The following is a 25,997-nucleotide window of genomic DNA, read 5'->3' on the forward strand; positions in this document are numbered from 1 at the left end:
CACCACCGTGATTCGCACCCCCGATCGTGAAACTGCCACGCGTCCAACGGCCGACCCGCCTGGCCCGCGGACGACGACAGCCGCACGTTCAGGATGAACGTGCGGCTGTGACAACGGGATTCACGCTGAGACGGTGATTTCCCATTCGTAGATCGTCAGATCCGAGGCGCCGGTAGTGTGGAGCGGGTCGGCGTGGGCAATTGTTGTTGCGGCGGTGAGATTTTCGGCCAGGATGACGTAGGCGCCACCCGTGCCGTCGGTGAACCCGCCGCTTTCCTGGAGTTGCCCCTCGGCCAGCAGCTCCTGCAGGAAGGTGCGGTGCGGTTCGATCACCGAGGTGTCGAACTTCGGGGTGCGCTCGGCCAGCACGAGGTACTTGCGCGCCACGCCTCAGGACTCCGTCTCGCCGCGCGCGGCCTTCGTCGCGGCCGTTGCGGCCGCCGCGGCGCGGACCTGGGGTGCCACCTGCACCACCTGGCCGAGCACGCCGTTCACGAACGACGGGGAGTCGTCGGTGGACAGTTCCTTGGCCAGCTCCACAGCCTCGTCGACCGCGACGACCGGGGGCACGTCGGTGGCGTGGAACAGTTCCCACACCGCGATCCGCAGAATGGCCCGGTCGACGGCGGGCAGCCGCTGCAGGGTCCAGTCCTGGAGGTAACCCTCGATGGTGCCGTCGACCCGGTCGAGGTCGTCGGCGACGCCCTCGACGAGGGTGGTGGTGTAGGCGTGCACGGGGGCTACGCTCTGGTCGCGGGTCGCCAGCTCAGCGCGATCCGAGAGCAGCACGGAGACGTCGACATCGCGCGCCTCCGCCTCGAACAGCAAGTCCACGGCCCGGCGGCGCGCCTTGTGGCGTGCGCCGAGCTTCTTGAACGAGCCCTTCTTGTCTGCCGGGGAGTCGGTCACGATCAGCCGTTGACGCGGCCGAGGTAGCTGCCGTCGCGCGAGTCGATTTTCAGCTTGTCACCGGTGTTGATGAACAGCGGGACGGCCACCTCGGCGCCGGTTTCCAGGGTGGCGGGCTTGGTGCCGCCGGTGGAACGGTCGCCCTGCAGGCCGATATCGGTGTGCTGCACGACCAGCTCGATGGTGACGGGGAGCTCCACGAACAGCGGCGCGTCCTCGTGCACGGCGACCTGCACGCCCATGTTCTCCAGCAGGAAGCGCGCACCGTCACCGATGGTCGCCTCCGGGATGGCGATCTGGTCGTAGGTGTCGCCGTCCATGAAGATGTAGTCGCTGCCGTCGTGGTACAGGTAGGTCATGTCGCGACGGTCGACGGTCGCGGTCTCGACCTTGACGCCCGCGTTGAAGGTCTTGTCGACGACCTTGCCGGACACGACGTTCTTCAGCTTGGTCCGCACGAACGCGGGGCCTTTGCCCGGCTTCACGTGCTGGAATTCGATGATCTGCTGGAGCTGACCGTCGATCTTCAGCACAAGGCCGTTCTTGAAGTCGCTGGTGTCCGCCACTGTCCTCGGATCTCCTCGTTCGTTTTACTGCGTACTGGGGGTTACTGCGTTCTGCGCGCCGACGTCAGTCGACGACGATCAAGTCCTTGCTGGTGCGGGTGAGCAGTTCCGGGCCCGCTTCGCGCACCACGAGCGTGTCCTCGATCCGGACCCCGCCGCGGCCGGGAAGGTATACACCAGGTTCGACGGTCACCGCCACACCAGCCAGAAGTGTACCGGTACTCGTTTTCGCCACTCCGGGTGCTTCATGGATCTGCAGCCCGACCCCGTGTCCGAGACCGTGCACGAACTGTGGGCCGTACCCCGCGTCTTCGATGATCATCCGGGCCGCGGCGTCGACCTCGCTGGTCTGCGCACCGGGTTTGAGCGCCTCGGTGCCCGCGCGTTGCGAGCGGGCGACCAGTTCGTAGATCTCGCGCTGCCAGTCGGCGGGGGGACCGAGGACCAGCGTGCGGGTCATGTCGGAGTGGTAGCCGCTGACGGTCGCCCCGAAATCGAACTTCACGAAGTCGCCGACGGCAAGGACGGCGTCGGTCGGGCGGTGGTGCGGGATGGCCGAATTGACGCCCGCGGCGACGATCGTCTCGAAGGAGATCTCGTCGGCTCCGTGCTCGAACATCGCCCACTCGAGGTCGCGGGCCACCTGCTTCTCGGTGCGTCCCGGACGCACCAGGCCGCGTTCGAGCAAGGTGGCCAGGGCCTTGTCCGCTGCCGTACACGCGGCGCTGAGCTGGTCGACCTCGTAGGGGTCCTTCACCATGCGCAGCTGTTCGACCAAGCCCGAGGTGGGGGCGAGCTGCAGGCCGGTGCGCAGTTCCTGGAACGAGGTGTGCTGATCGACGGTGACCACATGACTCTCGAAGCCGACACGGCCCAGCTGCCATTCCCCGGTCAGCTCGAGGATCCGGCGCGCGGTGGCCCGGCAGATCTCGGCCTGCAGATCAGGGACCTGTCGGGCGACCTGCGCGGAGTAGCGGCCGTCGGTGCCGATGACGGTGCGGTCCTCGGCACCGCGCATATCCCACGAGTGCACCAGCACAACGGCATTGGATCCGGTGAAGCCGGTCAGGTAGCGGATGTTGACTAGATCGGTCACCAGCAACGCGTCGACACCGTTTTCCACCAGCAAGCTCCGCAGGGCACCGCGCCGGGCCGCGTAATCAGGAGCGGTGAATTCAGCACACATGGGTCAACGCTACCGCTGAACACGCGACACGTCGGCACGCGATGCCGTTGATTCCGTGTCGGCGGACAACTGGAGACGGCTTTGTTCACATGCAAGGAAGTTGTCCACATTCTCTGCTGAGGCCCACTTCTGGTGGTCGCGACGCAGCACGATCGAACCCATGACCACTGCCGCGTTCTGTTGCCTCATCGCCTGGTGCTTGCTACTCGGCGTCATCGATATCCACGCCCGTCGGCTTCCCAACGCGCTGACCGGCGTCGGGGCGGCCGCGGTGTTCCTGTTCGCCCTGTCGACAGGGCAATTGGGGACCGCGGTAATCGGCGCCTCGCTGTTGACGATGCCGTATCTGGTCACCCACCTGCTCTCCCCGGCCGCACTCGGGGCCGGGGATGTGAAGCTCGCGGTAGCGCTCGGTGCCGCTGCGGCGATCGCCGGGCCACCGGCCTGGGTGTGGGCCGCGATCGCCGCACCGGTGCTCACCGCGGCCGTCGCGGCGGTGCTGCTCGGCAGTGACCGGCTGCGTGCGGTGCTGGGTCGCGATTCGGGGCAGGTGCGTGCGGCACCGGCACGACGGCTGGTTCCACACGGTCCGGCGATGTGCCTGGCCACGGTGACCGCGATGGCGCTGGCATGACCACCGGTGCGACGCGCCGGGATGCTCCCGGGGACGCGGTTACGTCGGCGGCCCATGGGAGGTCGGTTCGGCCGGATCAGGGCGGCGACCGCCACCGCCCGGCCAGGCGCGGGGCCGACGTGCCGCTCGTCACGTCGGCCCGCATTCCCGGCTACACGTGTCGACATGGGAAGATGGTCGGCGTGTTGCGCTGGATAACTGCCGGAGAATCCCATGGTCCCGCTCTCGTCGCCCTCCTGGAAGGGATGGTCGCCGGAGTCGAGGTGACATCGGACGATGTCTCCGCACAGCTCGCCCGCCGCCGGCTCGGTTACGGGCGCGGCGCCCGGATGAAGTTCGAGGCCGACAAGGTCACCCTGGTCGGTGGCGTGCGCCACGGCCGCACCATGGGTGGTCCGGTCGCGATCGAGATCGCCAACTCCGAGTGGCCCAAGTGGACCGAAGTGATGTCGGCCGATCCGATCGACGAGACCGAGCTCGCCGGGATGGCGCGCAATGCGCCGTTGACCCGTCCGCGCCCCGGGCACGCCGATTACTCCGGGATGCTCAAGTACGGCTTCGACGACGCCCGCCCGGTGCTCGAGCGGGCCAGCGCCCGCGAGACCGCGGCCAGGGTCGCCGCAGGCACGTTCGCGCGCAACTTCCTGCGCCAGGCCTTCGGCGTCGAGGTGATCTCGCACGTGGTGTCCATCGGCACCGCGGCCAACACCACCGGTGTCACGCCGGGCCCGACCGATCTCGACGCGATCGATGCCAGCCCGGTGCGGGCGTTCGACGCCGAGGCCGAGGCGGCCATGATCGCCGAGATCGAGGCGGCGAAGAAGGACGGTGACACCCTTGGCGGTGTCGTCGAGGTGATCGTGGACGGCCTGCCCATCGGGCTCGGTTCGTTCGTCAGCGGGGAGCAGCGGCTCGATTCGCGCCTGGCCGCCGCCCTCATGGGCATCCAGGCGATCAAGGGTGTCGAGGTGGGCGACGGGTTCGAGACCGCGCGCAGGCGCGGCAGCCAGGCCCACGACGAGATGCGCCCCGGCCCCGACGGTGTGCTGCGTTCCACCAACCGCGCGGGTGGCCTCGAAGGCGGCATGACCAATGGCGAAGCACTGCGGGTGCGCGCCGCGATGAAGCCGATCTCGACCGTGCCGCGCGCGCTGTCGACGGTCGACATGTCCACCGGCGAGGAAGCCGTCGCCATCCACCAGCGCTCCGATGTGTGCGCCGTGCCCGCCGCGGCTGTGGTCGCGGAGTCGATGGTGGCATTGGTGCTGGCGCAGGCCGCGCTGGAGAAGTTCGGCGGCGACTCGCTGGCCGAGACCGTCGACAACATCACCAGTTACGTCAAGCGGATCGGCAGCCGCCCACACGTGCCCGCGGACAGCCGTACCCCGTGACCGAGCAGGGGCAGGAGGGGACCGCGCCGGAGAGCGACGCGGGCCCCTCACCGGCGAGCGCCGAGCCGGTCACCGCGACGACCGTGGAGCCCGAGGCGTCGGCCGCCGAGAACGCCCGAGCTCGGACAACCGCAGAACCTGACGCTCGGGCAACCGTCGAGGCCGAAGATCCGCTGACGGCCGGCTCCGAAGCCAGCGGCACCGACGCGGACGCCCGGACCACACCGGTGGCGCGGGTGGTGCTGGTCGGGCTGCCGGGGTCCGGGAAGTCGACGATCGGGCGCAAGCTGGCGAGGGAACTCGGGGTCGCGCTCTACGACACCGACGCCGGGATCGAGGCAGATACCGGGCGGACCATTCCCGACATCTTCGCCACCGACGGCGAGGCCGAGTTCCGCCGGATCGAAGAAGACGTGGTGCGCCGCGCTGTGCTCTCCCACGACGGCGTGGTCTCCCTCGGCGGTGGGTCGGTGCTGTCCGCACGGACCCGGGATCTGCTGCGTGGCGCGACGGTCGTCTACCTGGAAATCAGTGTGTCCGAAGGGGTTCGGCGTACGGGCGCGAGCAGTACCCGCCCGCTGCTCAACGGTGTCGACCCCGCGGCCAAGTACCGGGATCTGATGCGCGAGCGCCGCCCGCTCTACCGTGAGATCGCCTCGGTGCGCGTGCGGACCGACGGGCGAAGTCCGGGTCGGGTGGTGCGGATGATCCTGGCCAAACTCGGTCTGGAATCGGTGCGCACCGATCTCCCACCCACCCGCGCCAACGCCGGAAACATCTCTCCCGCTTCGAGTTCGGTCGCCGGCAGGCCGGGAACGGGCAGCAATCGGTCCAAGAACCGGCGGCGTGCCAGGGCGCGCGCCGCCGCCGCGCGCCGAGGCGGAGTCGAGCAGGCGGGTGTGGTGGCGACCGAACGTCGCGCAGGCACTGACGACCGGAACCGTTCGGCGGCACCACACTCCGCGGCCGATGGCGCGACAGTCGACGACACCACCGGCGCCGCCCGCACAGCTGGTGCAGCGCAGGGTGAGTCGCGCACGACCGGCAGTCGACGGTCCCGGCGCGGTCGGTCGCGCCGAGGTGGCGCGCGCATCCGTTCGGCGACCAGCGTCACCACGCGTGACACGGGCGGCTCCGTGTCCGAGAACCCGGCGAGCCGCGCGGACGCACGAACAGGCAACGCCGAAACGCAGCCGGGTAACCGCAACGCCGGTCCGCACGAGCCGGGCGACCGCAATACCGGCACCAGCCAGCCGAGCACTCGCAACGCCGGCACCAGCCAGCCGAGCACTCCCCAAGCCGACACCGACCAGCCAGGCGACCGTGCTGCCGGTACCGGGGGGCGGGCGAGCAGCCGCGGCGCTCCCAGTGGTCGAGCAGGCGGGCGCGGCGCTGTCACGAAAGGCCAGGCGAGCAACCGCACTACCGGCCGAGGTAGACGGTCGGCCAGCCGCGAGGCAGGCGCCCCGGGACGGGCGGGTCATCGTGGTGGCGAGTCCGCCGAATCTTCGGGTTCGGCGGCGACCCCTTCGCCGGAAGGCCGGGCCGGGGCGCCGCAAAAGGTTCAGCGGGCCGGACCGTCCGGTGACGCGGACCGTGCGACGAGTACCAACGAACGCAGGCGACGCAGTCAGCCGCGGCGACGCAACGGACGACGCAACAACAACGACCAGAAAGAATCGGAGCAGCGCACGTGACAGAGCCGAACATCATCCAGGTCCGCACCGCCGACCCGTACCCGGTGATCATCGGCCGCGGACTGCTCGGCGATCTCGTCGAAGCGGTCAACGCCGGCAATGCCGTGCGAACCGTGGCGATCTTCCATCAGCCGCCACTGGCCGAAACCGCCGAGGCGGTGCGTAAAGCACTGGCCGACACCGGGATCGACGCGCATCGCATCGAGATCCCCGACGCCGAAGACGGCAAGGAGCTGGCCGTGGCCGGGTTCTGCTGGGAGGTGCTCGGCCGGATCGGCCTGACTCGCAACGACGCCATCGTGAGTCTGGGCGGTGGCGCCGCTACCGACCTGGCCGGCTTCGTCGCGGCCACCTGGATGCGCGGAGTGCGCATCGTGCACGTGCCGACCACGCTGCTGGCGATGGTCGACGCGGCGGTCGGCGGCAAGACCGGTATCAACACCGAGGCGGGCAAGAACCTCGTCGGCAGCTTCCATGAGCCCAGCGCCGTGCTGGTCGACCTCGCGACCCTGGAAACGGTGCCGCGCAACGAGATCGTGGCGGGCATGGCCGAGATCATCAAGGCCGGTTTCATCGCCGACCCGGTGATCCTCGACCTCATCGAAGCCGATCCCGAGGCCGCCCTCGACCCCACCGGCGAGGTGCTGCCCGAATTGATCCGCCGCGCGATCCAGGTCAAGGCCGACGTGGTCGCCGCCGACCTCAAGGAATCAAGCCTGCGCGAGATCCTGAACTACGGCCACACCCTCGGCCACGCCGTGGAGCGGCGCGAGCGTTACCGCTGGCGTCACGGCGCCGCGGTCTCCGTCGGCCTGGTCTTCGCCGCCGAACTCGGCCGCCTGGCCGGTCGCCTCGACGACGCGACCGCCGACCGGCACCGCACCATCCTGGAAAGCGTCGGCCTGCCCGTCACCTACGACGGCGACGCCCTCCCCCATCTGCTGGACGCGATGCAGACCGACAAGAAGACCCGCTCCGGCGTCCTGCGCTTCGTGATCCTGGACGGTCTGGCCAAGCCCGGCCGTCTCGAGGGCCCCGACCCGTCGCTCCTGGCCGCGGCCTACTCGGCCATCGCCCGCGAAGCCACCCCTGGCAGCACCCCGATCTTGCTCTGAGGTCCGCGCTGGCTGTCCGTACGCTCCCTCAGCACCCGACCGGGAGCGTACGGATTCGGTCACACATCTCGTTGCCGGGTCTGATTCGGTTGCCGGAGAGCGAGATTCCGCTCAGTTCGCGGTGGCGAACTGTTGTTCCGTTGCAGGAGCGGCGGTTTCACTCGACCGCCGAGCCCGGGAGTGACCGAAAGCGACACCGACCATCGCGGGCAGGAAGACCAGCAGCATGATGAACGATGCCGCCGACGTCAATTCGTAGAGGATGCCCGCGTCGCCGAGTTCGATGCCGGGGATCTGATCGAGGGCCCAGCACACCGCCGAGCTGGCCAGGCCTGCACCGAGCCCCGCGGCCAACCAGCGGACGATGAGGCCGTCGTCGCCCGTCCGGCCGTCGCGCACGCCCCAGGTGACGGCCGCCGCGATGATCACGAGCAGGCACGCCGCCCGCCAGAAGGTCCCATAGGTGGGCCAAGAGACCATGGCGAAGCCATCGAGGAGGACGCGGCAGGCGACGACCAGCGCGCCGAGGACGGTGGCTCGTAACACCCAAGCGGTCATGGACAACACCTTAGCGGGCTAAAACTAGAACCGGTATCAATTCTGCGGATCAGTCGGAGATCATGATCGTGCGGCGAAGCCGTCGGCTACTGCCGCGGGGCGGACTCCGCCAGTGCGGCCGCCATCGTCGCACGCGGTGCTGGCTGTCCGGTGAACAGCTCGACCTGCCCGAATGCCTGATTCAGCAACATCTGCAGCCCGCTGACCACCGTGTGCCCGGCCGCCTCGACCGCGGTCGCCAGTGGAGTCGGCCACGGGTTGTAGATGGCGTCGAGCACGACCGGGGCGGCGGCCACCGCCGATGCGATCATCGCGGCGGCCTCCGCAGGCACCGTACTGACCACCGCACCGGCCGACGCGCACACCGCGCGCACCTGCTCCTCGTCGAGCGGAACGACCCTCGCTCGCATCCCGAGTCGATCGGCCAGTTCCAGCGCGCTCCGTGCCCGTCCGGCATCACGGGCGATCACCGTGACGGTCTTCGCGCCGAGTTCCGACAGCGCCAGCAACGCGGGCCTGGCCGTGCCACCGGCCCCGAGCACGACAGCCTCGTCGAGAGCGGAGACACCACCACCGCGCAGCGCACCGAGCACGCCGTCGACATCGGTGCAGTCCGCCGACCAGCCGCCATCGGCGCGCACGAGCGTGTTGGCCGAGCCGACCAGCACGGCGCGTTCGGTGCGCTCGACGGCCACCGCCAGCGCCGCTTCCTTGCCCGGCATCGTCACCGACAACCCGACCCACTCCGGCCCGAGCCCGGCGACCACACCGGGCAGCTGCTCCGCCGAGCACTCGATGCGTTCGTAGCTCCAGGGCAAACCGAGCGCCCGGTAGGCGGCCAGGTGCAGCTGGGGTGAGCGCGAATGCGCGATCGGCAGACCGAGCACCGCGGCCTTGCGGCTCATCTCAGCGCCCACTGTCGAGAATGCCGCTCTGCTCGGCCTTCACGATATTGCGCAGGTGCTCGGAGTAGCTCTCGGTGAACAGGGTGGTGCCCTTCTTGTCGATCGTGACGAAGTACAGCCACTTGCCCGGCTCCGGATTCTCCATCGCCTGCAGGGCTTTGAGCGACGGCGCGGAGATCGGGTTGGCGGGCAGGCCCGACATCGCGTAGGTGTTCCACGGCGTCACGGTGCCGCGGTCGGCGTCGGTGGTGGCGACCTCGGTCTCCTCGAGCGAATAGTTCACCGTCGAGTCGAACTGCAACGGCTGGTCGATCCGCAGCCGGTTGACGATGACCCGCGCGACTTTCGGCATGTCCGGCGCCAGCGCTTCGCGTTCGACCAGCGATGCCGCGATCAACGTCTGGTACGGGTCGAGCTGGGTTTCGGCACCCGAACGCAGCAGCCCGGTGGACTCGTAGAGCGCCGCACTCGCGGTGATCAACTGCCGCAGAATCTGCACCGCGCCACCACTGGGATCGAAATCCAGCGTGCCCGCCGAGATCAGCCCGTCGAGCTGCCGACGCCGGTCCGGTGCGGCCGCGACCGCCGCCTTGGCCCAGTCGGGCACGCCGAGCGCGGCCAGGTCGGTGCTCGCGCCCGCGGCGTCGAGCTGCTCGTAGGTGACGCACTTGGCGGCGGTACCGGCGCCGAGGCAGCTGGCGGCCGCGATCTTGGTGTAGATGCCCTCGGTGGGGGCACCGGTGTGGACATCGGTCCGGTTGTGCAGCTGACGTCCCTCGGAGATCACGACATTGCCGACGCGCGAGTTCTTCGACACCAGCGAGGTCACCGCGTGTGCCGCCGGACTGGTTTTCTGGACCGCGTAGAAACCGGGCTGCACGTTGTTCATGTTCGAATTGCGCACGGCCGCTTCGTAGAACGCCGCCGAGCTGGCCACGACACCCTTGTCGTGCATGGTGTCGGCGATCTGGGTGGCGGTGTCACCGGAATGCACCTGGACCACCACGAGTTCGCCGGGCGGGCCCGCGAAATCCTCGGCGGGGGCGAGGCTGCCCATCAGTTTGTAGCCGGCGAAACCGGCGGCGGAGACGAACAGCACGACGAACACCGCCGCGATCACCCACATATTGCGGCGTCGCTTCTTGCGCTCGGCCGCCTTGCGCGAGGCGATCCGCGATTTGGCGCGTCCCGACGGCTTACCCCGGCCCGACGGCTTACTCCGACCCGGCTGTTTGCTCCGGCCCGATGCCGGGCGCGGGCGGCCACGCTCGGCTACCGCGGCGCGCTGCCCGATGCGCCGCGGGGGGACGACCGGCTCGGGGTCCGGTTCCGGTTCGAGCTCGTCGGCCACCACGTGGTCGTCGTAGATCTCGTCCTCGTAGCGGGGGATGACGTCGGTTCCGTCCTCGTCCCACTCGCCGCGATCGGGCGCCTGGTACTCGTCGTCGCGCACCGTGCGGGCATCGAGGCCCCAGTCGTCGCGGCGGGGATAGCGCCGATCAGCTTCCCGTGCCCGGTAGCGTTCCTCGGCCCTGGTCCATCGGTCGGTCATGCATCGTCTCCGACCCTCGCCGTATCCGCTGAGTCCTTCAAGTAGTCGTTCAACACCGAACTCCGCTCGTCCAACCATCCTTGCAGAATCGACACGGCTGCCGCCTGGTCGATCATCTGCCGCTGGCCACGTGCGCGAACTCCACTGTCGCGCAGCGCACGTGCAGCAGACACCGTAGTCAAACGTTCGTCGGAAAGGCGTATCGGAATCGGGTCGATCACCCGGCGCAACTGCTTGGCAAACTTGCGGGCAATCGCGGCGGCGGTGCCGTTTTCGCCGCGCAGGGTGCGTGGCAGGCCGATGATCACCTCGACCGCTTCGTACTCCCGCACAATGTCGGCAATTCTTGCGATGTCGGCGGGTGGGCCCGCGCGCCCACCGGATTTGGCGCGCGCGACGGTCTCGACCGGGGTGGCGAGGATGCCGTCGGGGTCGCTCGAGGCGACGCCGATGCGCACGCTACCGACGTCGACCGCGATCCGGCGGCCCCGCCCGGGGTCGGTGTCCGGGTGCGGTCGGTCGGCGTCGGATTCGGAGTCCGGCGATCCGGGGGTCGTCATCAGCCGGCGAGTTCGGCCACCCGGGCACGGACCGCGGTCAAACCGGCCGGGATACCCGACGGATCCGAACCCGCGCCCTGCGCCATCTCCGGCTTGCCGCCACCGCGACCGGCGATACTCGGCCCGAAGGCCGCGACCAGATCACCGGACTTGACGCCGAGATCCTGGGCGGCCTTGTTCACGGTCACCACGAACGGCGCCTTGCCCTCGACACTGCCGAGCAGCACGACGACCGCGGCCTCACTACCGAGACGGCCACGGATATCGGTGGCCAGCGTCCGCAGGTCACCGGCCGACACGCCCTCGGGCGCCGCGGCGGCCACCAGACGCACCGCACCGACCCGCTCGGCCTGCTCGGCGAACGTGCCCGCCGAGGACAGCACCGCGGCGATCTTGGTGCGCTCGAGTTCCTTCTCGGCCACCTTGAGCCGCTCCACGAGCTGCTCCACCCGCGCGGGCACCTCGTCCGAGGGCACCTTCAGCGACGACGCGACACCGGCCAGCAGCGCACGCTCCTTGGCCAGGTACTTGTAGGAGTCCAGGCCGACGAAGGCCTCGACGCGACGCACACCGGAACCGACCGAGGACTCACCCAGCAGGGTGATCGGGCCGATCTGCGAGGAGTGCTCCACATGGGTGCCACCGCACAGCTCCATCGAGAACGGGCCGCCGATCTCCACGACGCGCACCTCGTCGCCGTAGTTCTCGCCGAACAGCGCCATCGCGCCCATTTCCTTGGCCTTGGGCAGATCCGTGACGAAGGTGTTCACCGGGAAGTCCGCGCCGACAGCGTCATTGGAGACGACCTCGATATCGGCCTTCTGCTGCTCGGAGAGCGCGCCCTGCCAGTTGAAGTCGAACCGCAGGTAGCCGGGCTTGTTCAGCGAACCGGCCTGCACGGCGTTGGGGCCGAGGATCTGGCGTAGCGCGGCGTGCACCATGTGCGTGCCGGAGTGCCCCTGGGTGGCACCGCGACGCCAGGCGGGATCGGCTTGCGCGAGCACGACATCGCCCTCGGTGATCTGGCCCTGCTCGACGGTGGCCTTGTGTACCCAGACCTTCTTTGCGATCTTCTGCACGTCGTTGACCTGCAGTTTCAGGCCACTCGCCGTGATGGAGCCACGGTCGGCGATCTGACCACCGGACTCGGCGTAGAGCGGGCTGCGATCGAGGATGACCTCGATGTCCTGGCCTGCGGTGGCCACCGGGACGCGGACGCCGTCGGCGATCAGGGCCAGCACGTTCGCCTCGGAGGTCAGCTCGTCGAAGCCGGTGAACTCGGTGGCGCCGCGGTCGACCAGTTCCTTGTAGACGGTGAGGTCGGCGTGGGCGTGCTTGCGGGACTGGGCATCGTCCTTGGCGCGCTTGCGCTGCTCGGCCATCAGCGTCCGGAAACCGTCCTCGTCGACGGAAAGGCCCGCCTCAGCGGCCATTTCGAGGGTGAGGTCGATCGGGAAGCCGTACGTGTCGTGCAGGGCGAACGCGTCGGAACCCGTGATCTGCTTGCCGCCCTTGGACTTCACCGCGGTGGCGGCGTTGTCGAAGAGGGTCTCGCCGGTGTTGAGGGTCTTGAGGAACGCCATCTCCTCGCCGACCGACACGGTCTCGATGCGGGAGAAATCGGTGGCCAGTTCGGGGTAGGACGGTGCCATCAGGTCGGTGACGACCTTGATCAGCTCCGCCATCACCGGCTTCTCGGCACCGAGCAGGCGCGCCGACCGCACGATGCGGCGCAGCAGGCGGCGCAGCACGTAGCCGCGGCCGTCGTTGCCGGGGTTCACGCCGTCGGCGATGAGCATCGCGGCGGTGCGGGCGTGGTCGGCGATCACGCGGAAGCGCACGTCATCGGTGTGCTCGACGCCGTAGGAGCGGCCGGTGAGTTCCTCGGCCTTGTCGATGATCGGACGCATCAGGTCGGTCTCGTAGACGTTGTCCACGTCCTGGAGCAGGAACGCCACGCGCTCGACGCCCATGCCGGTGTCGATGTTCTGCTTGGGCAGCGGGCCCAGGATCTCAAAGTTGTCCTTGGAGATACCGGCACCGCGCTCGTTCTGCATGAACACGAGATTCCAGATCTCGATGTAGCGGTCCTCGTCGGCCTCCGGACCACCCTCGACGCCGTATTCGGGGCCGCGGTCGTAGTAGATCTCCGAGCACGGGCCACACGGGCCGGGAATGCCCATCGACCAGTAGTTGTCGGCCATGCCGCGGCGCTGGATGCGGTCGGCGGGCACGCCCATCTCGAGCCACATCCGCTCGGCCTCGTCGTCGTCGAGGTAGACGGTGACCCACAGGCGCTCGGGATCGAAGCCGTAGCCGCCGGCTTCGACGCTGTCGGTGAGCAGCGTCCAGGCCAGCGTGATGGCCTCACGCTTGAAGTAGTCGCCGAAGCTGAAATTGCCCGCCATCTGGAAGAACGTGTTGTGGCGGGTGGTGATGCCGACGTTCTCGATGTCGAGGGTGCGCACGCACTTCTGCACGCTGGTAGCGGTAGCCCACGGCGGGGTCTGCTGACCCAGGAAATACGGTACGAACTGGACCATGCCTGCGTTGACGAACAACAGGTTGGGGTCGGCCAGGATCAGCGAAGCACTGGGGACCTCGGTGTGTCCGGCACGGACGAAATGGTCCAGGAACCGTCGTCGAATCTCGTGGGTCTGCACAAATACCCAGCCTACCGGGCCGGGGCGCGAGGTTTTCCATCGACCGGGGTGGTTCGCGCCACGCCGCTGACCGGCTACTTTCCGCGGATGATGCGGCGCAACTTCTCCAGGCGCGGGGCGATGGTGCGTTCGTTGCCGTGATCGGTGGGCAGGTAGTAGTCGGTCCCGACCAGTTCGTCGGGCGGGTACTGCTGGGTGACGACGCCCTCGCGGTACTTGTGCGGGAATTTGTAGCCCTGGGCGTTGCCGAGCAGCGCGGCACCCGCGTAGTGGCCGTCGCGCAGGTAGGGCGGGACGGCACCGGCCTTACCACCGGAGATGTCGGCCATGGCGGTGCCGATGGCGGTGGTCACCGCGCCGGACTTGGGGGCGGTGGCGAGGTGGATGGTGGCCTGCGCCAGGGCGAGTTTGCACTCGGGCAGGCCGACCAGTTGGACGACCTGCGCGGCGGCGGTCGCCGTCTGCAGGGCCATCGGGTCGGCCATGCCGATGTCCTCGCTCGCGTGGATCATCAAGCGGCGGGCGATGAATCGGGGGTCTTCGCCCGCGGCGAGCATGCGCGCCAGGTAGTGCACGGCCGCGTCGACATCGGAACCACGAATGGACTTGATGAAGGCGCTGATCACGTCGTAGTGCTGGTCGCCCGCGCGGTCGTAGCGAACGGCGGCCTTGTCGACGGTGGCCTCGACCGTTTCCAGCTCGACGGCGCCCCCGGTCGCGCATTCAGCCGAGGCCTCCAGGGCAGTGAGCGCACGACGGGCGTCGCCGCCGGCGATCCGGACGATGTGTTCGATCGCCGCGTCGCTGACGGTGTAGGCGTCGGCCAGTCCGCGCGGGTCGCTGATCGCGCGGGCCAGAACCGCGCGGATGTCGTCCGGGGTGAGCGGTTGCAATTGCAGGACCAGCGAGCGCGACAGCAGCGGGGAGACCACCGAGAACGACGGATTCTCGGTGGTCGCGCCGACCAGCAGCACGACCCGGTTCTCGACGGCAGCCAGCAGCGCGTCCTGCTGGGTCTTGGAGAAGCGATGGATCTCGTCGATGAACAGCACGGTCTGTTCGCCCGCGGTGAGCCGGCGCCGGGCCAGGTCGATGACCGCGCGCACCTCTTTGACGCCGGCCGAGAGTGCCGACAGCGCTTCGAACCGCCGGCCGGTGGCCTGTGACAGCAGCGAGGCGAGGGTGGTCTTGCCGGTGCCGGGCGGTCCGTAGAGCAGCACCGATGCCGCACCGGAGCCTTCGACGAGCCGGCGCAGCGGGGACCCGGGGCCGAGTAGATGCTGCTGACCGATCACCTCGTCGAGGTTCGCGGGGCGCATGCGCACCGCGAGCGGCGCACCCGAGTCGCGACGGAACACCTCGTCGCCGGGTTCGGCGGACGCGTGTTCGCCGGGCACGTCGAAAAGGCTGTCGCTCACGTTCTGCAGGGTACCGACGCCCTCGGACATGTTCTGCGAGGACCAGCCCGCTCGCGCGCGGCGGAACCGACGCACAGTTGCCGACAAAGTGGACAATTGACCAACACTTTCCGCGAAGACTTGCGCTCGAGTGATCCGTGCGATGAGATCGCTGATCGTGGCCGAAATCGCCGAAGTCCCCGCCGTTGTCGAGTCTGCCTTCGCGCGGCGGGCCTTGTTCAAGGGCAGCAGCGTCATCGCCGTGGCGGCGTTGACCACCGTCGCGACCACGGCACGGGCGGTCGGGGCCGTCGGGGTGTTCCAGCACGGCGTCGCCTCGGGCGACCCACTGCCGACCGCCGTCATCCTCTGGACCAGGGTGACGGTCGCCGAGGACGCCACCCCGGGTTCCGGCCTCGGCCCGGCGACAGCGGTCCGCTGGGAAATCGCCACCGACGCCGGTTTCGGCGCGCTCGCGGCGTCGGGCACCGTCACGGCTTCGGCCGAGACCGACCACACCGTCAAGGTCGACGCGACCGGCCTCACGCCCGGCCAGGACTACTTCTACCGGTTCACCGCGCAGGGCGAGACCTCCCCTCTCGGCCGCACCAGGACCGCCCCCGCACCGGACAGCGACATCGACCGGCTGCGCCTCGGCCTGGTCTCCTGCGCCAACTGGGAAGCGGGCTGGTTCGGCTCCTACCGCCATCTGGCCGCGCGCACCGACCTCGACGCGATCGTGCACCTCGGCGACTACCTCTACGAATACGGGCGCGGGAAGTACACCGGCCGCAGCGGCGCGGTCCGCGCACACGATCCGGCGAACGAGATCGTCACCCTCACCGACTACCGCACCCGCCACGGCCAGTACAAGACCGATCCCGATCTGATGGCCCTGCACGCGAGCGTGCCGTTCATCTGCACCTGGGACGACCACGAGTCGGCCGACAACTCCTGGCGCGACGGCGCGGAGAACCACGACCCGGCCACCGAAGGGCCATGGGCCGACCGCAAGGCCGCCTCGACCCGCGCCTACCTGGAGTGGATGCCGGTGCGCGCGACCCGCGCCGACGGCCAGGTGCAGATCTACCGGCGGCTGCGTTTCGGCACGCTCGCCGAACTGTCGATGCTGGATCTGCGCAGCTATCGCGACGAGGAGGCCGGGCCGGTCGCGGGCTGGCGCCACGCCGATGATCCGGCCCGCACGATCACCGGCCGTGCTCAGATGGACTGGCTCACCGCCGGTCTCACCTCCTCGCCCACCCGCTGGAAGCTGATCGGCAACTCGGTGATGGTCGCGCCGCTGATGTTCCCGCCGCTGGAACCCGCCACGACCGAGGCGATCACGACCGCCCTCGGCCTGCCCCAGGGCGGCATCACCGTCAACGGCGATCAGTGGGACGGCTACACCGCCGACCGGCGCACCCTGTTCGCCGCCATCACCGACAACCGGGTGAGCGATGTCGTGTTCCTGACCGGCGACATCCACACCTCCTGGGCCGCGGATCTGCCGGTGGACCCGGCGAACTACCCCGGCGGGCCGACGGCAGGCGCGGAGTTCGTCATCCCGTCGGTCACCTCGTCGAGTGTCGGCGACCTGCTGAAAATGCCCGCGCGCACCGCGTCGATCCCCGCGGAAGCCGCGATCCAGGCGGCCAACCACCACCTGCGCTACGTCGAACTCGACTCGCACGGTTTCGGTGTCCTCGAGGTGACCGCAGGCCAGACCCAGATGGACTGGTTCTACGTGCTCGACGTCACCGATCCGGGTTCCGGCGTGCGGCACGGGATGTCGTTCGCTGTACCCGCGGGCGGACGCCTGGAACCTAGGCCCGCACCGGTGCTCTGACCGCGGTTCGCCGCGAGGTCGCGCACATCGGCGCAGAATTCTTCGGACAGGGTTGTCGATTGCGCCCTCGGTCGCTCGTCGGGTGAGTACGGCCACCCGACGAGCGGGTAGCCCCAGACCCGAAGGAGACCGTCATGAGCCAGTACCTGGTCCTGATCTACGGCGACGAAGCCACCTACGCCGCCTACTCCCCCGCCGAATCCGAGGCCATGCTCGCCGCGCATCGGACGTTCCAGCAGATCGCCGGTGACACCAATCTCGGCGGGCAAGCCCTGCAGCCCACCGCGACCGCCACCACGATCCGCCGCGATGCCGACGGCGAGGTCGTCATCACCGACGGCCCGTTCGCCGAGGCGAAGGAAGCGCTCGGCGGCTACTACCTGCTCGAGGCGCCGGACCTGGATGCCGCGATCGCGCTCGCGGCGCAGGTGCCCGCGCCCACCGGTGGCGTCGAAGTGCGCCCGATCCAGGTCTTCCCGCAGCGGTGACCACGGCGGCGGCCGCGGCCGTCGAGCAGGCGCACCGTCGTGAGTGGGCCTTCGTGCTCGCCGCGACGGTGCGGCTGGTCCGCGATTTCGACCTCGCCGAGGAATGCGTGCAGGAGGCATACACGACGGCGCTGACCGCGTGGGCGAACGACGGAGTCCCGGCCAGACCCGGCGCCTGGCTGACGACGGTGGCGCGGCGACGCGGCCTCGATCTGCTGCGCCGCGACAGCGCCTTCCGCCGCACCCTGCCCCGGCTCGTCGTCGACGAACCGGTGGCCGACACCGCCGAGCTGGCGCTGGCCGACCTGGACGACCCGGCGATCCCCGACGACCGGCTGCGCCTGATCAGCACCTGCTGCCACCCCGCGCTCGCACCGCAGGCGCAGGTCGCGCTGACACTGCGGCTGGTCTGCGGTGTCACCACCGCGGAGGTGGCGCGGGCGTTCCTGGTGAGCGAGTCGACGATGGCCGCGCGCATCACCCGCGCCAAGAAGAAGATCGCGGTGGCGGCTATCCCGTATCGGGTGCCCTCGGTACGCGAGTTGCCGCAGCGGCTCGATTCCATCTGCGCGGTGATCCACTTGCTGTTCACCACCGGCCACACTGCGCCCGCGGGTGAGGTACTGGTCCGCGCCGATCTGGTCGACCGTGCGCTCCAGCTGGCCAGGATGATGCACGCGCTGGTCCCCGACGACCCGTCGGTGACCGGGCTGCTGGCACTGATCGTGCTCACCGACGCCCGCAGGGCCGCGCGCGTCGACGACGACGGCAACCTCTGCACGCTCGAACACCAGAACCGCGGCCGGTGGGACCACGCGGCCATCGCCGAGGGCATCGCACTGGTGAAACACGCTCTGCCACATACCGACCGCTATACCTTGCAGGCGGCGATCGCCGCGGTCCACGACGAGGCACCCACGTGGGCCGACACCGACTGGCGCGAAATCATCGGCCTGTACCGGCTGTTGCTGCGGAATTCGCCGTCGCCGGTCGCCTGGCTCAATCACGCCATCGCGGTCGGCCTCGCCGGCGATCCGGCGCGGGCACTGGCGCTGCTCGATCCGCTCGGCGCCGAACCCGCGCTGGCGACCTACGGCTATCTCGACGCCGCTCGCGCCGCTTTCCTCACCGAGCTCGGACGCACCGGCGAAGCGATCGCCGCCTACGAGTCGGCGCTGCTGCTCACCGACAACGCGGTCGAACGTGCCCATCTGCAGCGCAAACTGCGCACGCTGACCGGCTGATCACGCACCTTCGGCAGCCAGCTCCCGCTTCCATTCGCGGAAGCCCTCCTCGGTGCGGCCGCGCCGCCAGTACCCCGAGATCGAGAGCCATTTCGGCGCGACACCGCGTTCCTTGCGCAGGTAGGGGCGCAGCTGACGCATCACGGACTCGGCCTCGCCGTGCACGAACGCCTGGACCTGTCCCGGCAGCCACTCGGCCGAACGCACCGCGGCCACCAGTGGCGAGTGCGCCCCGGCGAGGTCGTCGGTGATCCGGTCCGAGGACACGCCGCGATGCACCCAGTGCAGGCGCAGGTCGGCAGGCGAGTCGAGGGCGATCTCGTCCTCGGTGCCGCCCACCTCGACGAACACGAGCGCGGGAGCGTCGGCCGGGAGTGCCGCCAGCGCGGCCGCGATGGCGGGCAGCGCCGATTCGTCACCGGCGAGCAGGTACCAGTCAGCCGCCGGGTCGGGCGCGAACGCACCGCCCGGGCCGTTCAACCAGAATCGGGTCCCTGGCTCCACCGAGCGCGCCCATGGACCGGCGATGCCCTCGTCACCGTGCACCACGAAGTCGATACTGATCTCGCGCCGCTCGGGATCGAAGGACCGCACGGTGTAGGTGCGCAGTACCGGCTGGCTCTCCGGGCCGAGCGTCGCGCGCACCGTGTCGAGATCGAACGGCTCCTGGTATTCGACACCGGGCGCCGGAAAGATCAACTTCACATAGGCGTCGGTGAACTCGTTCGGGTTGAATCCGTCCGAGACGGTGCCGACCACCCGCACAAGATGCGGGGTCAACCACTGCTTGCGGACGACTGTGACGGTAACCGGTTTCGGCACGGCAGCTCCCAACTCCTGAAGAAGAACCCTGCCGACGGTACCCGCGTCGCGCCCGAAAGTGGGGCGGCCGTTACTCCGACCAGCGCTCTTCGAGCATTGCCGAGACCTGTTCGGCGAAGTCGCCGACCGCGTCGTCGCCGGTCATCCTGGCGTCCTCGGCCAGCGCCGACCAGCGGTTGATCAGCGCTTCCGAGCGCGGCACCGACAGCCCGTGTTCGCGGGCCGTGGCGATGCGGGTGTGGTCGGCCGGCAGGAACCAGTAGGTGGACAGCCAGACCCAGATCAGCCGGGCCTCGAGGATCCGCTCGGCCAGCACCGTGTCGTCGGCCAGCGACGGCCAGACGCCGACCACGGCCGAACGCCAGGCCTCGACCATTTCCTTGGCACGGCTGCGCGAGAGCTCGAAATCGCACAGGCAACCGGGGAACGAGACCAGCGCGTAGGCGATGTCGAGGGTGGCGTCGCGGAAACCGCCCCACTCGTAGTCGAGGAACCGCGCGCCTTCCTCGTTCATGATCACGTTGTCGGGGCACAGGTCCGACGGGCTGAACGCGCGGTAGCGACCACCGGTGAACAGGCGGTTGCCGTGCACGATGCGTTCGGCGATCTCGCCCGGCACCTCGATGCCGAACTCCGCGAGCAGCAATCCGGGGACATCGGCGATAGCGGCCTGCGCCTGCTGGGCGATCCCGTCGACGCGATGGACCGAGTCGACCCGGCGCATCAGGGCGACGAAGTCGGGTTCGCGACCGACGGTCGCGGCGTGCATCCGGCCCAGCGCCTGCGCGAAGGCCATCAGCGAGTTGCGGGTGCCGGGCTCGACGCGGGCTTGCAGCACCGAGGTGAGCAAGGCGTTGTCGCCGAGGTCGGAGAGCACGAGCAGCCGGTCGGGGACGCTGTGCGCGATCAGGAACGCGCCGGGACGCTGTTCGCGGCTCAACGCGGTGGTGAACTGGTAGGACACCGCCTCGCGCAGGAAGGCGGCGTCGATGCTGGCGACGCCGGGCGCCATTCCACCGATGCGGCGGTCAGGACTGGAACCGCGCACCTGCTTGACGATCAGCGTGCGCGGCAACGAAAATGCGTTCTCCGCAACACGCACGCGTAGGACTGTCGTCCTACCACTGCCGCTGAGCTCCATCGGATCACTCAGCTTTACCGGAGCACCCATTCGCTTTGTGAGCAACTGTTGTGCTGCGGACACGACGTCGGCGGCGCGTTCGGCCAATAGTGCGGTCATCGCCTCTCAAGCTACTCGTACCTGGTCACTTCTAGCGAGCGGTTGGACAACCTTTCCGCGTCGTTCGGCGTGTTGGCGCTGAGGTTGCGCGTGTGTGCCTGTTCGCTTGACACATCAGCCGCTCTTCGGGTTTTCTCATCGTGAACTGCTGTGCGCCACACCGCAAACCGGTTGAGTCGAAAGGTCTATCACAGTGACCGACACTCCGTACGCCGCATCGAGCGATTCACCGGGCGGGTCGCCGGTTCCGGGCGGTGGCGGACAGTTCGCCGGACCCCCCGGCAGACATGAGGGAACCGGTCAACCGCCCACTCCGGCCTCGGGCCAGAGCAGGCACGGAATGGCCGGTGGCGCAGGCTATCCGCAATTCGAAGGACCCGGTGCCGCCCAGTACGGACAGGAGCCGGTCGAGCCGCCACCGCCGATTGCCGGCCAAGGTGGCCCCACACCGCACTACGGGCCCGCGGGCACGGGGCCCGGTTACGCGGTCCCCCAGGCGAAACCGGAGAATCCGGCCTACGCCGCCGCCCCCGCGACCGGCGTGTCGCCGGGCGGTGGCGGGCAGACGCCCGGTTACTACCATTCGGGAGCACAAGCCCTCGATATCGGCCGTTCGCTGAGCTACGGCTGGGAGCGATTCCGGGCGAATCCGGGTCCGTGGCTCGGCGTCACCGCGGTGGGTGTGTTGATCTATCTCGGCTTCGTCGCCGTGGTCCAGATCGTCGAACCGACGTCACCGTTCAGCGTGCTGTTCCTGTTCTTGATGGTGATCGTCGCGCTGTGGCTGTTGCAGGCGGCGATGGTGCGCGGCGCGCTCTACGAAACCGACGGGTACCCACCGGCTTTCGGGTCGTACTTCCGATTCGTGAACGCGGGCAATGTCCTGCTCACTTCGCTGCTCGCCTTCGCCATCACCCTGCTCGCGTCGACGCTGTGCCTGCTGCCGGGCATTATCGCCGGGTTCCTGTGCATGTTCTCGATGCACTTCGTGATCGATCAGGACTACGGTCCGGTGGAAGCGATCAAGGCGAGTGCGCAGTTGGTACTGGCGAATCTGTGGGCGGCGGTGCTGCTTGCGCTGACCATCACGCTGGTCACCGTGGTCGGCGCGGCGCTGTGCGGGCTCGGCCTGTTCGTCGCCGGGCCGGTGTGTGTCATCGCGGTGACGTACTCCTACCGGATGCTGACCGCGGGACCCGTCGCCCGCGTCTGAGGTCAGCGTTCGAGGGTGGTCCGCATGCCGATGGCTCGTTTGAACCTGCCGATCGGGCCCCTGTCGTCGCCCGCCTTCGGCCGCAGCTCGAGCACCAGCACCCCGGCGATCACGATGCCGACCAGGTTCACCGCCAGCTGACCGGCCGACTCGAACGCGCGATGCCACTGTCCGAGCGTCGCCGCCACCACCGCGTACCCGGCCGCGGGCACGGTCGTCACCGAGATGAAGACACCGATCAGAGCGGCCGACTTGGCGGTGACCAGCGACAACATGCCCGCCGCGCCGGCGAGCAGCGCCACAACCAGCGAGAACGGACCGACCTCGTAGATGAAGTCAACGCTGTGGGCGTCGATCACGCCCTCGGTGGTGATCCAGCCGAGTTGCTCCCACACGATCGTCGCGCCGAGCGTGACCACCATGGCGATCGGAAATGCCACCGCCAAGGCGATCACCGAGCGCCGGGCCAGCCGCCAGTTGCGGCGCACCAGCGCCACCGACAGCGCTGCCAGGGGACCGAACTCCGGGCCGACCACCATCGCGCCGACGATCGTGACCGGCGAGTCGGTGGCCACCCCGATCGCGGCGAGCAGGCACGCGATGGTCAGGAACGCCACGAAGGTGGCGTTGAGTGAGGATTCCTCGTGGGTTTCCTTGAGCAGCTGTTCCCAGATCACCGCGTCGCTCGGATCACCGGGCGCGGCTCGGACGGCGCGGTCGGCGGCGTCGGAGAGCACCGCGGTGACCGGGCCGAGAGTGATCCCGCCGTGCTCGACGATGCCGAGCGACTTCACGTCGGCGAGTACCTTGTTGCCCGCCTCGCGCGCCACATCCGCCTGGACGAGATCGCCCGCGGGCTCGAGCGCGACCCCGCGCATCACCGTGAGGTGGGTGACGCCGGCGTCGGCTTCGAGGATCCGCACCAATCCATCGGTCTGATCGGGCGGGCTGATCACTCGCAGATGTAGCACCGGAGTCCTCCTGGTCGGTATCGCCGTGGCGATACGGCAACTGACCAGAAGGTACCGGGCTACCCTCGACGGCCGCTATTTCTCGGGCGCAACAACTTTCGGCGCGTCGGCGGCGGCCTTGACCTCGGGCTTGGCGTCGATGCCCGCCTCCTTGCGCTGCTGCGCGGTGATCTGCGCGGGCGCGTCGGTGAGCGGATCGACGCCGCCACCAGTCTTCGGGAACGCGATCACCTCGCGGATCGAGTCCTCACCGGCCAGCAGCGCGGTGATGCGGTCCCAGCCGAAGGCGATGCCGCCGTGCGGCGGGGCGCCGTAGGCGAAGGCGTCGAGCAGGAAGCCGAACTTGTCCTGGGCCTCGTCGTGGTCGATGCCCATCACCTTGAACACGCGTTCCTGGACGTCGCGGCGGTGGATACGGATGGAACCGCCACCGATCTCGTTGCCGTTGCAGACGATGTCGTAGGCATAGGCCAGCGCCGAACCGGGGTCGGTGTCGAAGGTGTCGATCGACTCCGGCTTGGGCGAGGTGAACGCGTGGTGCACCGCGGTCCAGGCCGAGTAGCCGAGCGCCACGTCGCCGCTGGCGGTGGCGTCGGCGGTGGGCTCGAACATCGGAGCGTCGACGATCCAGACGAAGGCCCAGGCGTTCGGGTCGATGAGGTCGCACTTGCGGGCGATCTCGCCGCGCGCGGCACCGAGCAGGGCCCGGCTCGACTTCACGGCACCGGCGGCGAAGAACACGCAGTCGCCCGGCTCGGCGCCGACCTGCTTGGCCAGGCCGTCGCGCTCGGCGTCGGTCAGGTTCTTGGCGACCGGGCCGCCCAGGGTGCCGTCTTCGTTGATCAGGATGTAGGCCAGGCCCTTGGCGCCGCGCTGCTTGGCCCAGTCCTGCCAGGCATCGAGCTGACGTCGCGGCTGGCTCGCGCCGCCGGGCATCACGACCGCGCCGACGTACTCCGACTGGAACACGCGGAACGTGGTGTCCTTGAAGTAGTCGGTGAGCTCGGTGATCTCGACGCCGAAGCGCAGGTCGGGCTTGTCGGAGCCGTAGCGCCGCATCGCCTCCGCGTAGGTCATGTGCGGGATCGGGGTGACGATGTCGTGGCCGACCAGCTTCCACAGCGAGGTCAGAATGTCCTCGGCCAGCAGGATCACGTCGTCCTGGCGGACAAAGCTCATCTCGATGTCGAGCTGAGTGAATTCGGGCTGACGGTCGGCGCGGAAGTCCTCGTCGCGGTAGCAGCGCGCGATCTGGTAGTAGCGCTCGATGCCACCGACCATGAGCAGCTGCTTGAACAGCTGCGGGCTCTGCGGCAGGGCGTAGAAGCTACCCGGCTGCAGACGCGCGGGAACCAGGAAGTCGCGGGCGCCCTCGGGGGTCGAGCGGGTGAGCGTGGGGGTCTCCACCTCGACGAAGTCGTGGCTCGCCAGCACATCGCGGGCGGCGGCGTTGACCTTGGAGCGCAGGCGGATGGCGTGGCCGGGGCCCTCGCGGCGCAGGTCGAGGTAGCGGTACTTGAGGCGGGTCTCGTCGCCGGGGGTCTCGTCGAGCTGGAACGGCAGTGGTGCGCTCTCGTTGAGCACGACCAGTTCCTTGGCGTCGACCTCGATCTGCCCGGTCGGCAGCTCCGGGTTCTCGTTGCCGTCGGGACGCCGTTCCACCACACCGGTGACCTGCACACAGAATTCCGCGCGGAGCTTGTGGGCCTGTTCGGCCGCCTCGCCCTCGCGGAAAACCACCTGCGAGACGCCCGAGGCGTCGCGCAGATCGATGAAGGTCACACCACCGTGGTCACGACGCCTCGCCACCCAGCCGGTGAGGGTGACGGTCTGACCGGCGTGCTCGCCTCGCAGCGAACCAGCCAAGTGGGTGCGCAGCACGGTATTCCTTTCGACAGACTTTCGTGGACTCGTCGCACCGGTGCGGATCCCCGGGTGCACTGCCATCGTAGTGAGACACGGTGCCCGGATGAAAACCGATATCTTCCCCACCGTGTCAAGCTTGTGACACCTGCCCACCGTCGCCGCTCCCGCCGACGGTGAATCGCGCTGTGGGGCAGCCGGACAACGAGCGAAGGCGAGTACCGCGATGACCTTCAACGAAGGTATGCAGATCGATCCCGGCCGGGCTTCCTCCGGCGGCGGGCCCGGTATGGGCGGCAAGGTCGCCCTCGGCGGCGGCGCGGGCGGTCTGATCCTGCTGGTGATCACGTTGCTCCTCGGCGGCGATCCGGGGTCGGTGCTCGGCAACTTCACCGGCGCGCAGGGCGAGCAGCAGGCGCAGCCGGGGACCGCGGGCACGCCGTCACACTGCAAGACCGGCGCCGACGCGAACAAATACGTCGACTGCCGGGTCGTGGCGACCGCGCAGAGCCTGGACGCGGTGTGGTCGGTGCAGTTGCCGAAGCAGACCGGCACGCGGTACGTGGAGCCGAAGCTGGTGCTGTTCACCGGCGGCGTGAGCACCGGGTGCGGCAACGCCACCAGCGATGTCGGCCCGTTCTACTGCCCCGCCGACCAGACCGCCTACTTCGATACGGCGTTCTTCCAGGAACTGACCGATCGCTTCGGCGCGAGCGCGGGACCGCTGGCGCAGGAGTACGTGGTCGCGCACGAGGTCGGCCACCACATCCAGAACCAGCTCGGCGATATCGGCAAGGCCCAGCGCGACCCGCAGGGTGCGACCTCCGGCGCTGTGCGCACCGAGCTGCAGGCCGACTGTTACGCCGGCATCTGGGCCCACTTCGCCGACAAGCAGCCGTCACCGGGCGGCGGGCAGCCCTTCCTGAATCCCCTGTCGGATACCGACATTCGGGACGCTTTGTCGGCCGCCAATGCCGTCGGCGACGACCGGATCCAGCGCAGCGCGGGCCGCGGTGTCAACCCCGAGTCGTGGACCCACGGGTCCTCGGACCAACGGCAGAAATGGTTCCTCGTCGGCTACCGGACCGGGTCGGTGCAGTCCTGCGACACCTATTCCGCGCGTGACCTCGACAACCCGCCCGGGCTACGCTGACTCCCCGAACGCGAAACCCGC

General features: G+C 69.1%; 22 protein-coding genes and 1 pseudogene. 9 read left to right on the forward strand and 14 right to left on the reverse strand.

Annotated features, from left to right (window positions below):
• Window positions 1-120: 120 nt before the first annotated feature.
• The 4 genes from ACQHI0_RS16640 to ACQHI0_RS16655 form a co-directional block, all read right to left on the reverse strand.
• Window positions 121-387, reverse strand: a complete 267-nt coding sequence (locus ACQHI0_RS16640) for a YciI family protein (protein WP_427908837.1) — start codon at window positions 385-387, stop codon at window positions 121-123.
• Between the two features lie 3 nt (window positions 388-390).
• Window positions 391-909: a transcription antitermination factor NusB gene (gene nusB / locus ACQHI0_RS16645; protein WP_378945470.1), complete on the reverse strand. Its 519-nt coding sequence runs from the start codon at window positions 907-909 to the stop codon at window positions 391-393.
• A 2-nt stretch (window positions 910-911) separates the two neighbouring features.
• On the reverse strand, window positions 912-1,475 hold the full coding sequence (gene efp / locus ACQHI0_RS16650) for an elongation factor P (RefSeq protein WP_427908838.1): 564 nt from the start codon (window positions 1,473-1,475) through the stop codon (window positions 912-914).
• A gap of 64 nt (window positions 1,476-1,539) precedes the next feature.
• Entirely contained in the window at window positions 1,540-2,661 is a 1,122-nt protein-coding gene (locus ACQHI0_RS16655; protein WP_427908839.1) for a M24 family metallopeptidase, read from the reverse strand.
• Window positions 2,662-2,821: 160 nt separating this feature from the next.
• On the opposite strand from ACQHI0_RS16655, the gene ACQHI0_RS16660 reads away from it, so the two are divergent.
• The 4 genes and pseudogenes from ACQHI0_RS16660 (at window position 2,822) to aroB (ending at window position 7,498) form a co-directional block, all read left to right on the forward strand.
• Window positions 2,822-3,295: a prepilin peptidase gene (locus ACQHI0_RS16660; protein ID WP_427908840.1), complete on the forward strand. Its 474-nt coding sequence runs from the start codon at window positions 2,822-2,824 to the stop codon at window positions 3,293-3,295.
• A 182-nt stretch (window positions 3,296-3,477) separates the two neighbouring features.
• Entirely contained in the window at window positions 3,478-4,686 is a 1,209-nt protein-coding gene (gene aroC, locus ACQHI0_RS16665) for a chorismate synthase (protein ID WP_427908841.1), read from the forward strand.
• A 227-nt stretch (window positions 4,687-4,913) separates the two neighbouring features.
• Window positions 4,914-5,408, forward strand: a pseudogene (locus ACQHI0_RS16670) (shikimate kinase); the annotation flags it as partial.
• Between the two features lie 971 nt (window positions 5,409-6,379).
• Complete coding sequence (aroB, locus tag ACQHI0_RS16675; RefSeq protein ID WP_427908842.1) at window positions 6,380-7,498, forward strand: 3-dehydroquinate synthase; 1,119 nt, start codon at window positions 6,380-6,382, stop codon at window positions 7,496-7,498.
• A 111-nt stretch (window positions 7,499-7,609) separates the two neighbouring features.
• On the opposite strand, the gene ACQHI0_RS16680 is transcribed toward aroB, so the two are convergent.
• The 6 genes from ACQHI0_RS16680 to ACQHI0_RS16705 form a co-directional block, all read right to left on the reverse strand.
• Window positions 7,610-8,056 carry a B-4DMT family transporter gene (locus ACQHI0_RS16680; protein WP_427908843.1) on the reverse strand — a complete coding sequence of 149 codons (447 nt, stop codon included), beginning with the start codon at window positions 8,054-8,056 and terminating at the stop codon, window positions 7,610-7,612.
• An 86-nt stretch (window positions 8,057-8,142) separates the two neighbouring features.
• Window positions 8,143-8,961, reverse strand: coding sequence for a shikimate dehydrogenase (locus tag ACQHI0_RS16685; RefSeq protein ID WP_427908844.1), 819 nt, complete (start codon window positions 8,959-8,961; stop codon window positions 8,143-8,145).
• Window position 8,962: 1 nt separating this feature from the next.
• On the reverse strand, window positions 8,963-10,513 hold the full coding sequence (locus ACQHI0_RS16690) for an endolytic transglycosylase MltG (protein ID WP_427908845.1): 1,551 nt from the start codon (window positions 10,511-10,513) through the stop codon (window positions 8,963-8,965).
• Window positions 10,510-11,073, reverse strand: coding sequence for a Holliday junction resolvase RuvX (gene ruvX, locus ACQHI0_RS16695; RefSeq protein ID WP_427908846.1), 564 nt, complete (start codon window positions 11,071-11,073; stop codon window positions 10,510-10,512). The genes ACQHI0_RS16690 and ruvX overlap by 4 nt, the downstream gene beginning before the upstream one ends.
• Window positions 11,073-13,736, reverse strand: a complete 2,664-nt coding sequence (alaS, locus tag ACQHI0_RS16700; RefSeq protein WP_427908847.1) for an alanine--tRNA ligase — start codon at window positions 13,734-13,736, stop codon at window positions 11,073-11,075. The genes ruvX and alaS overlap by 1 nt, the downstream gene beginning before the upstream one ends.
• A gap of 74 nt (window positions 13,737-13,810) precedes the next feature.
• On the reverse strand, window positions 13,811-15,184 hold the full coding sequence (locus ACQHI0_RS16705; protein ID WP_427909188.1) for a replication-associated recombination protein A: 1,374 nt from the start codon (window positions 15,182-15,184) through the stop codon (window positions 13,811-13,813).
• A gap of 112 nt (window positions 15,185-15,296) precedes the next feature.
• On the opposite strand from ACQHI0_RS16705, the gene ACQHI0_RS16710 reads away from it, so the two are divergent.
• The 3 genes from ACQHI0_RS16710 (at window position 15,297) to ACQHI0_RS16720 (ending at window position 18,714) form a co-directional block, all read left to right on the forward strand.
• Entirely contained in the window at window positions 15,297-16,982 is a 1,686-nt protein-coding gene (locus ACQHI0_RS16710; protein ID WP_427908848.1) for an alkaline phosphatase D family protein, read from the forward strand.
• Window positions 16,983-17,116: 134 nt separating this feature from the next.
• On the forward strand, window positions 17,117-17,470 hold the full coding sequence (locus ACQHI0_RS16715; protein WP_427908849.1) for a YciI family protein: 354 nt from the start codon (window positions 17,117-17,119) through the stop codon (window positions 17,468-17,470).
• A complete protein-coding gene (locus ACQHI0_RS16720; RefSeq protein ID WP_427908850.1) occupies window positions 17,467-18,714 on the forward strand; it encodes an RNA polymerase sigma factor in 1,248 nt (415 codons plus the stop codon). The genes ACQHI0_RS16715 and ACQHI0_RS16720 overlap by 4 nt, the downstream gene beginning before the upstream one ends.
• Here the strand turns inward: ACQHI0_RS16720 and ACQHI0_RS16725 are convergent, their stop codons facing one another.
• Together ACQHI0_RS16725 and ACQHI0_RS16730 are read right to left on the reverse strand one after the other, a co-directional pair.
• Window positions 18,715-19,536: a siderophore-interacting protein gene (locus ACQHI0_RS16725; protein WP_427908851.1), complete on the reverse strand. Its 822-nt coding sequence runs from the start codon at window positions 19,534-19,536 to the stop codon at window positions 18,715-18,717.
• Between the two features lie 70 nt (window positions 19,537-19,606).
• Window positions 19,607-20,776 carry a phosphotransferase family protein gene (locus ACQHI0_RS16730; RefSeq protein ID WP_427908852.1) on the reverse strand — a complete coding sequence of 390 codons (1,170 nt, stop codon included), beginning with the start codon at window positions 20,774-20,776 and terminating at the stop codon, window positions 19,607-19,609.
• A gap of 193 nt (window positions 20,777-20,969) precedes the next feature.
• On the opposite strand from ACQHI0_RS16730, the gene ACQHI0_RS16735 reads away from it, so the two are divergent.
• Entirely contained in the window at window positions 20,970-21,989 is a 1,020-nt protein-coding gene (locus ACQHI0_RS16735; protein WP_427908853.1) for a hypothetical protein, read from the forward strand.
• Between the two features lie 2 nt (window positions 21,990-21,991).
• Here ACQHI0_RS16735 and ACQHI0_RS16740 read toward each other — a convergent pair whose 3' ends face one another.
• A complete protein-coding gene (locus ACQHI0_RS16740; RefSeq protein ID WP_427908854.1) occupies window positions 21,992-22,960 on the reverse strand; it encodes a DUF389 domain-containing protein in 969 nt (322 codons plus the stop codon).
• Window positions 22,961-23,035: 75 nt separating this feature from the next.
• Window positions 23,036-24,841 (reverse strand): aspartate--tRNA ligase, encoded by a 1,806-nt coding sequence (aspS, locus tag ACQHI0_RS16745; RefSeq protein WP_427908855.1) that lies wholly within the window; start codon window positions 24,839-24,841, stop codon window positions 23,036-23,038.
• 208 nt (window positions 24,842-25,049) lie between these two features.
• Here aspS and ypfJ point away from each other — a divergent pair, with 208 nt between their 5' ends.
• On the forward strand, window positions 25,050-25,976 hold the full coding sequence (gene ypfJ / locus ACQHI0_RS16750; protein ID WP_427908856.1) for a KPN_02809 family neutral zinc metallopeptidase: 927 nt from the start codon (window positions 25,050-25,052) through the stop codon (window positions 25,974-25,976).
• The last annotated feature ends 21 nt before the right edge of the window (window positions 25,977-25,997 follow it).

The organism is Nocardia sp. FBN12 (genome assembly GCF_050320175.1).
Lineage (GTDB): Bacteria > Actinomycetota > Actinomycetes > Mycobacteriales > Mycobacteriaceae > Nocardia.

What these genes read in the sequence shown, in the direction of transcription:
- ACQHI0_RS16705 (WP_427909188.1), bottom strand. Translation starts at nt 15,184, where the DNA reads ATGTCCGAGGGCGTCGGTACCCTGCAGAACGTGAGCGACAGCCTTTTC.
- ACQHI0_RS16685 (WP_427908844.1), bottom strand. Translation starts at nt 8,961, where the DNA reads ATGAGCCGCAAGGCCGCGGTGCTCGGTCTGCCGATCGCGCATTCGCGC.
- ruvX (WP_427908846.1), bottom strand. Translation starts at nt 11,073, where the DNA reads ATGACGACCCCCGGATCGCCGGACTCCGAATCCGACGCCGACCGACCG.
- ACQHI0_RS16660 (WP_427908840.1), top strand. Translation starts at nt 2,822, where the DNA reads ATGACCACTGCCGCGTTCTGTTGCCTCATCGCCTGGTGCTTGCTACTC.
- ACQHI0_RS16715 (WP_427908849.1), top strand. Translation starts at nt 17,117, where the DNA reads ATGAGCCAGTACCTGGTCCTGATCTACGGCGACGAAGCCACCTACGCC.
- ACQHI0_RS16655 (WP_427908839.1), bottom strand. Translation starts at nt 2,661, where the DNA reads ATGTGTGCTGAATTCACCGCTCCTGATTACGCGGCCCGGCGCGGTGCC.
- ACQHI0_RS16710 (WP_427908848.1), top strand. Translation starts at nt 15,297, where the DNA reads ATGAGATCGCTGATCGTGGCCGAAATCGCCGAAGTCCCCGCCGTTGTC.
- ACQHI0_RS16690 (WP_427908845.1), bottom strand. Translation starts at nt 10,513, where the DNA reads ATGACCGACCGATGGACCAGGGCCGAGGAACGCTACCGGGCACGGGAA.
- ypfJ (WP_427908856.1), top strand. Translation starts at nt 25,050, where the DNA reads ATGACCTTCAACGAAGGTATGCAGATCGATCCCGGCCGGGCTTCCTCC.
- ACQHI0_RS16680 (WP_427908843.1), bottom strand. Translation starts at nt 8,056, where the DNA reads ATGACCGCTTGGGTGTTACGAGCCACCGTCCTCGGCGCGCTGGTCGTC.
- ACQHI0_RS16730 (WP_427908852.1), bottom strand. Translation starts at nt 20,776, where the DNA reads ATGACCGCACTATTGGCCGAACGCGCCGCCGACGTCGTGTCCGCAGCA.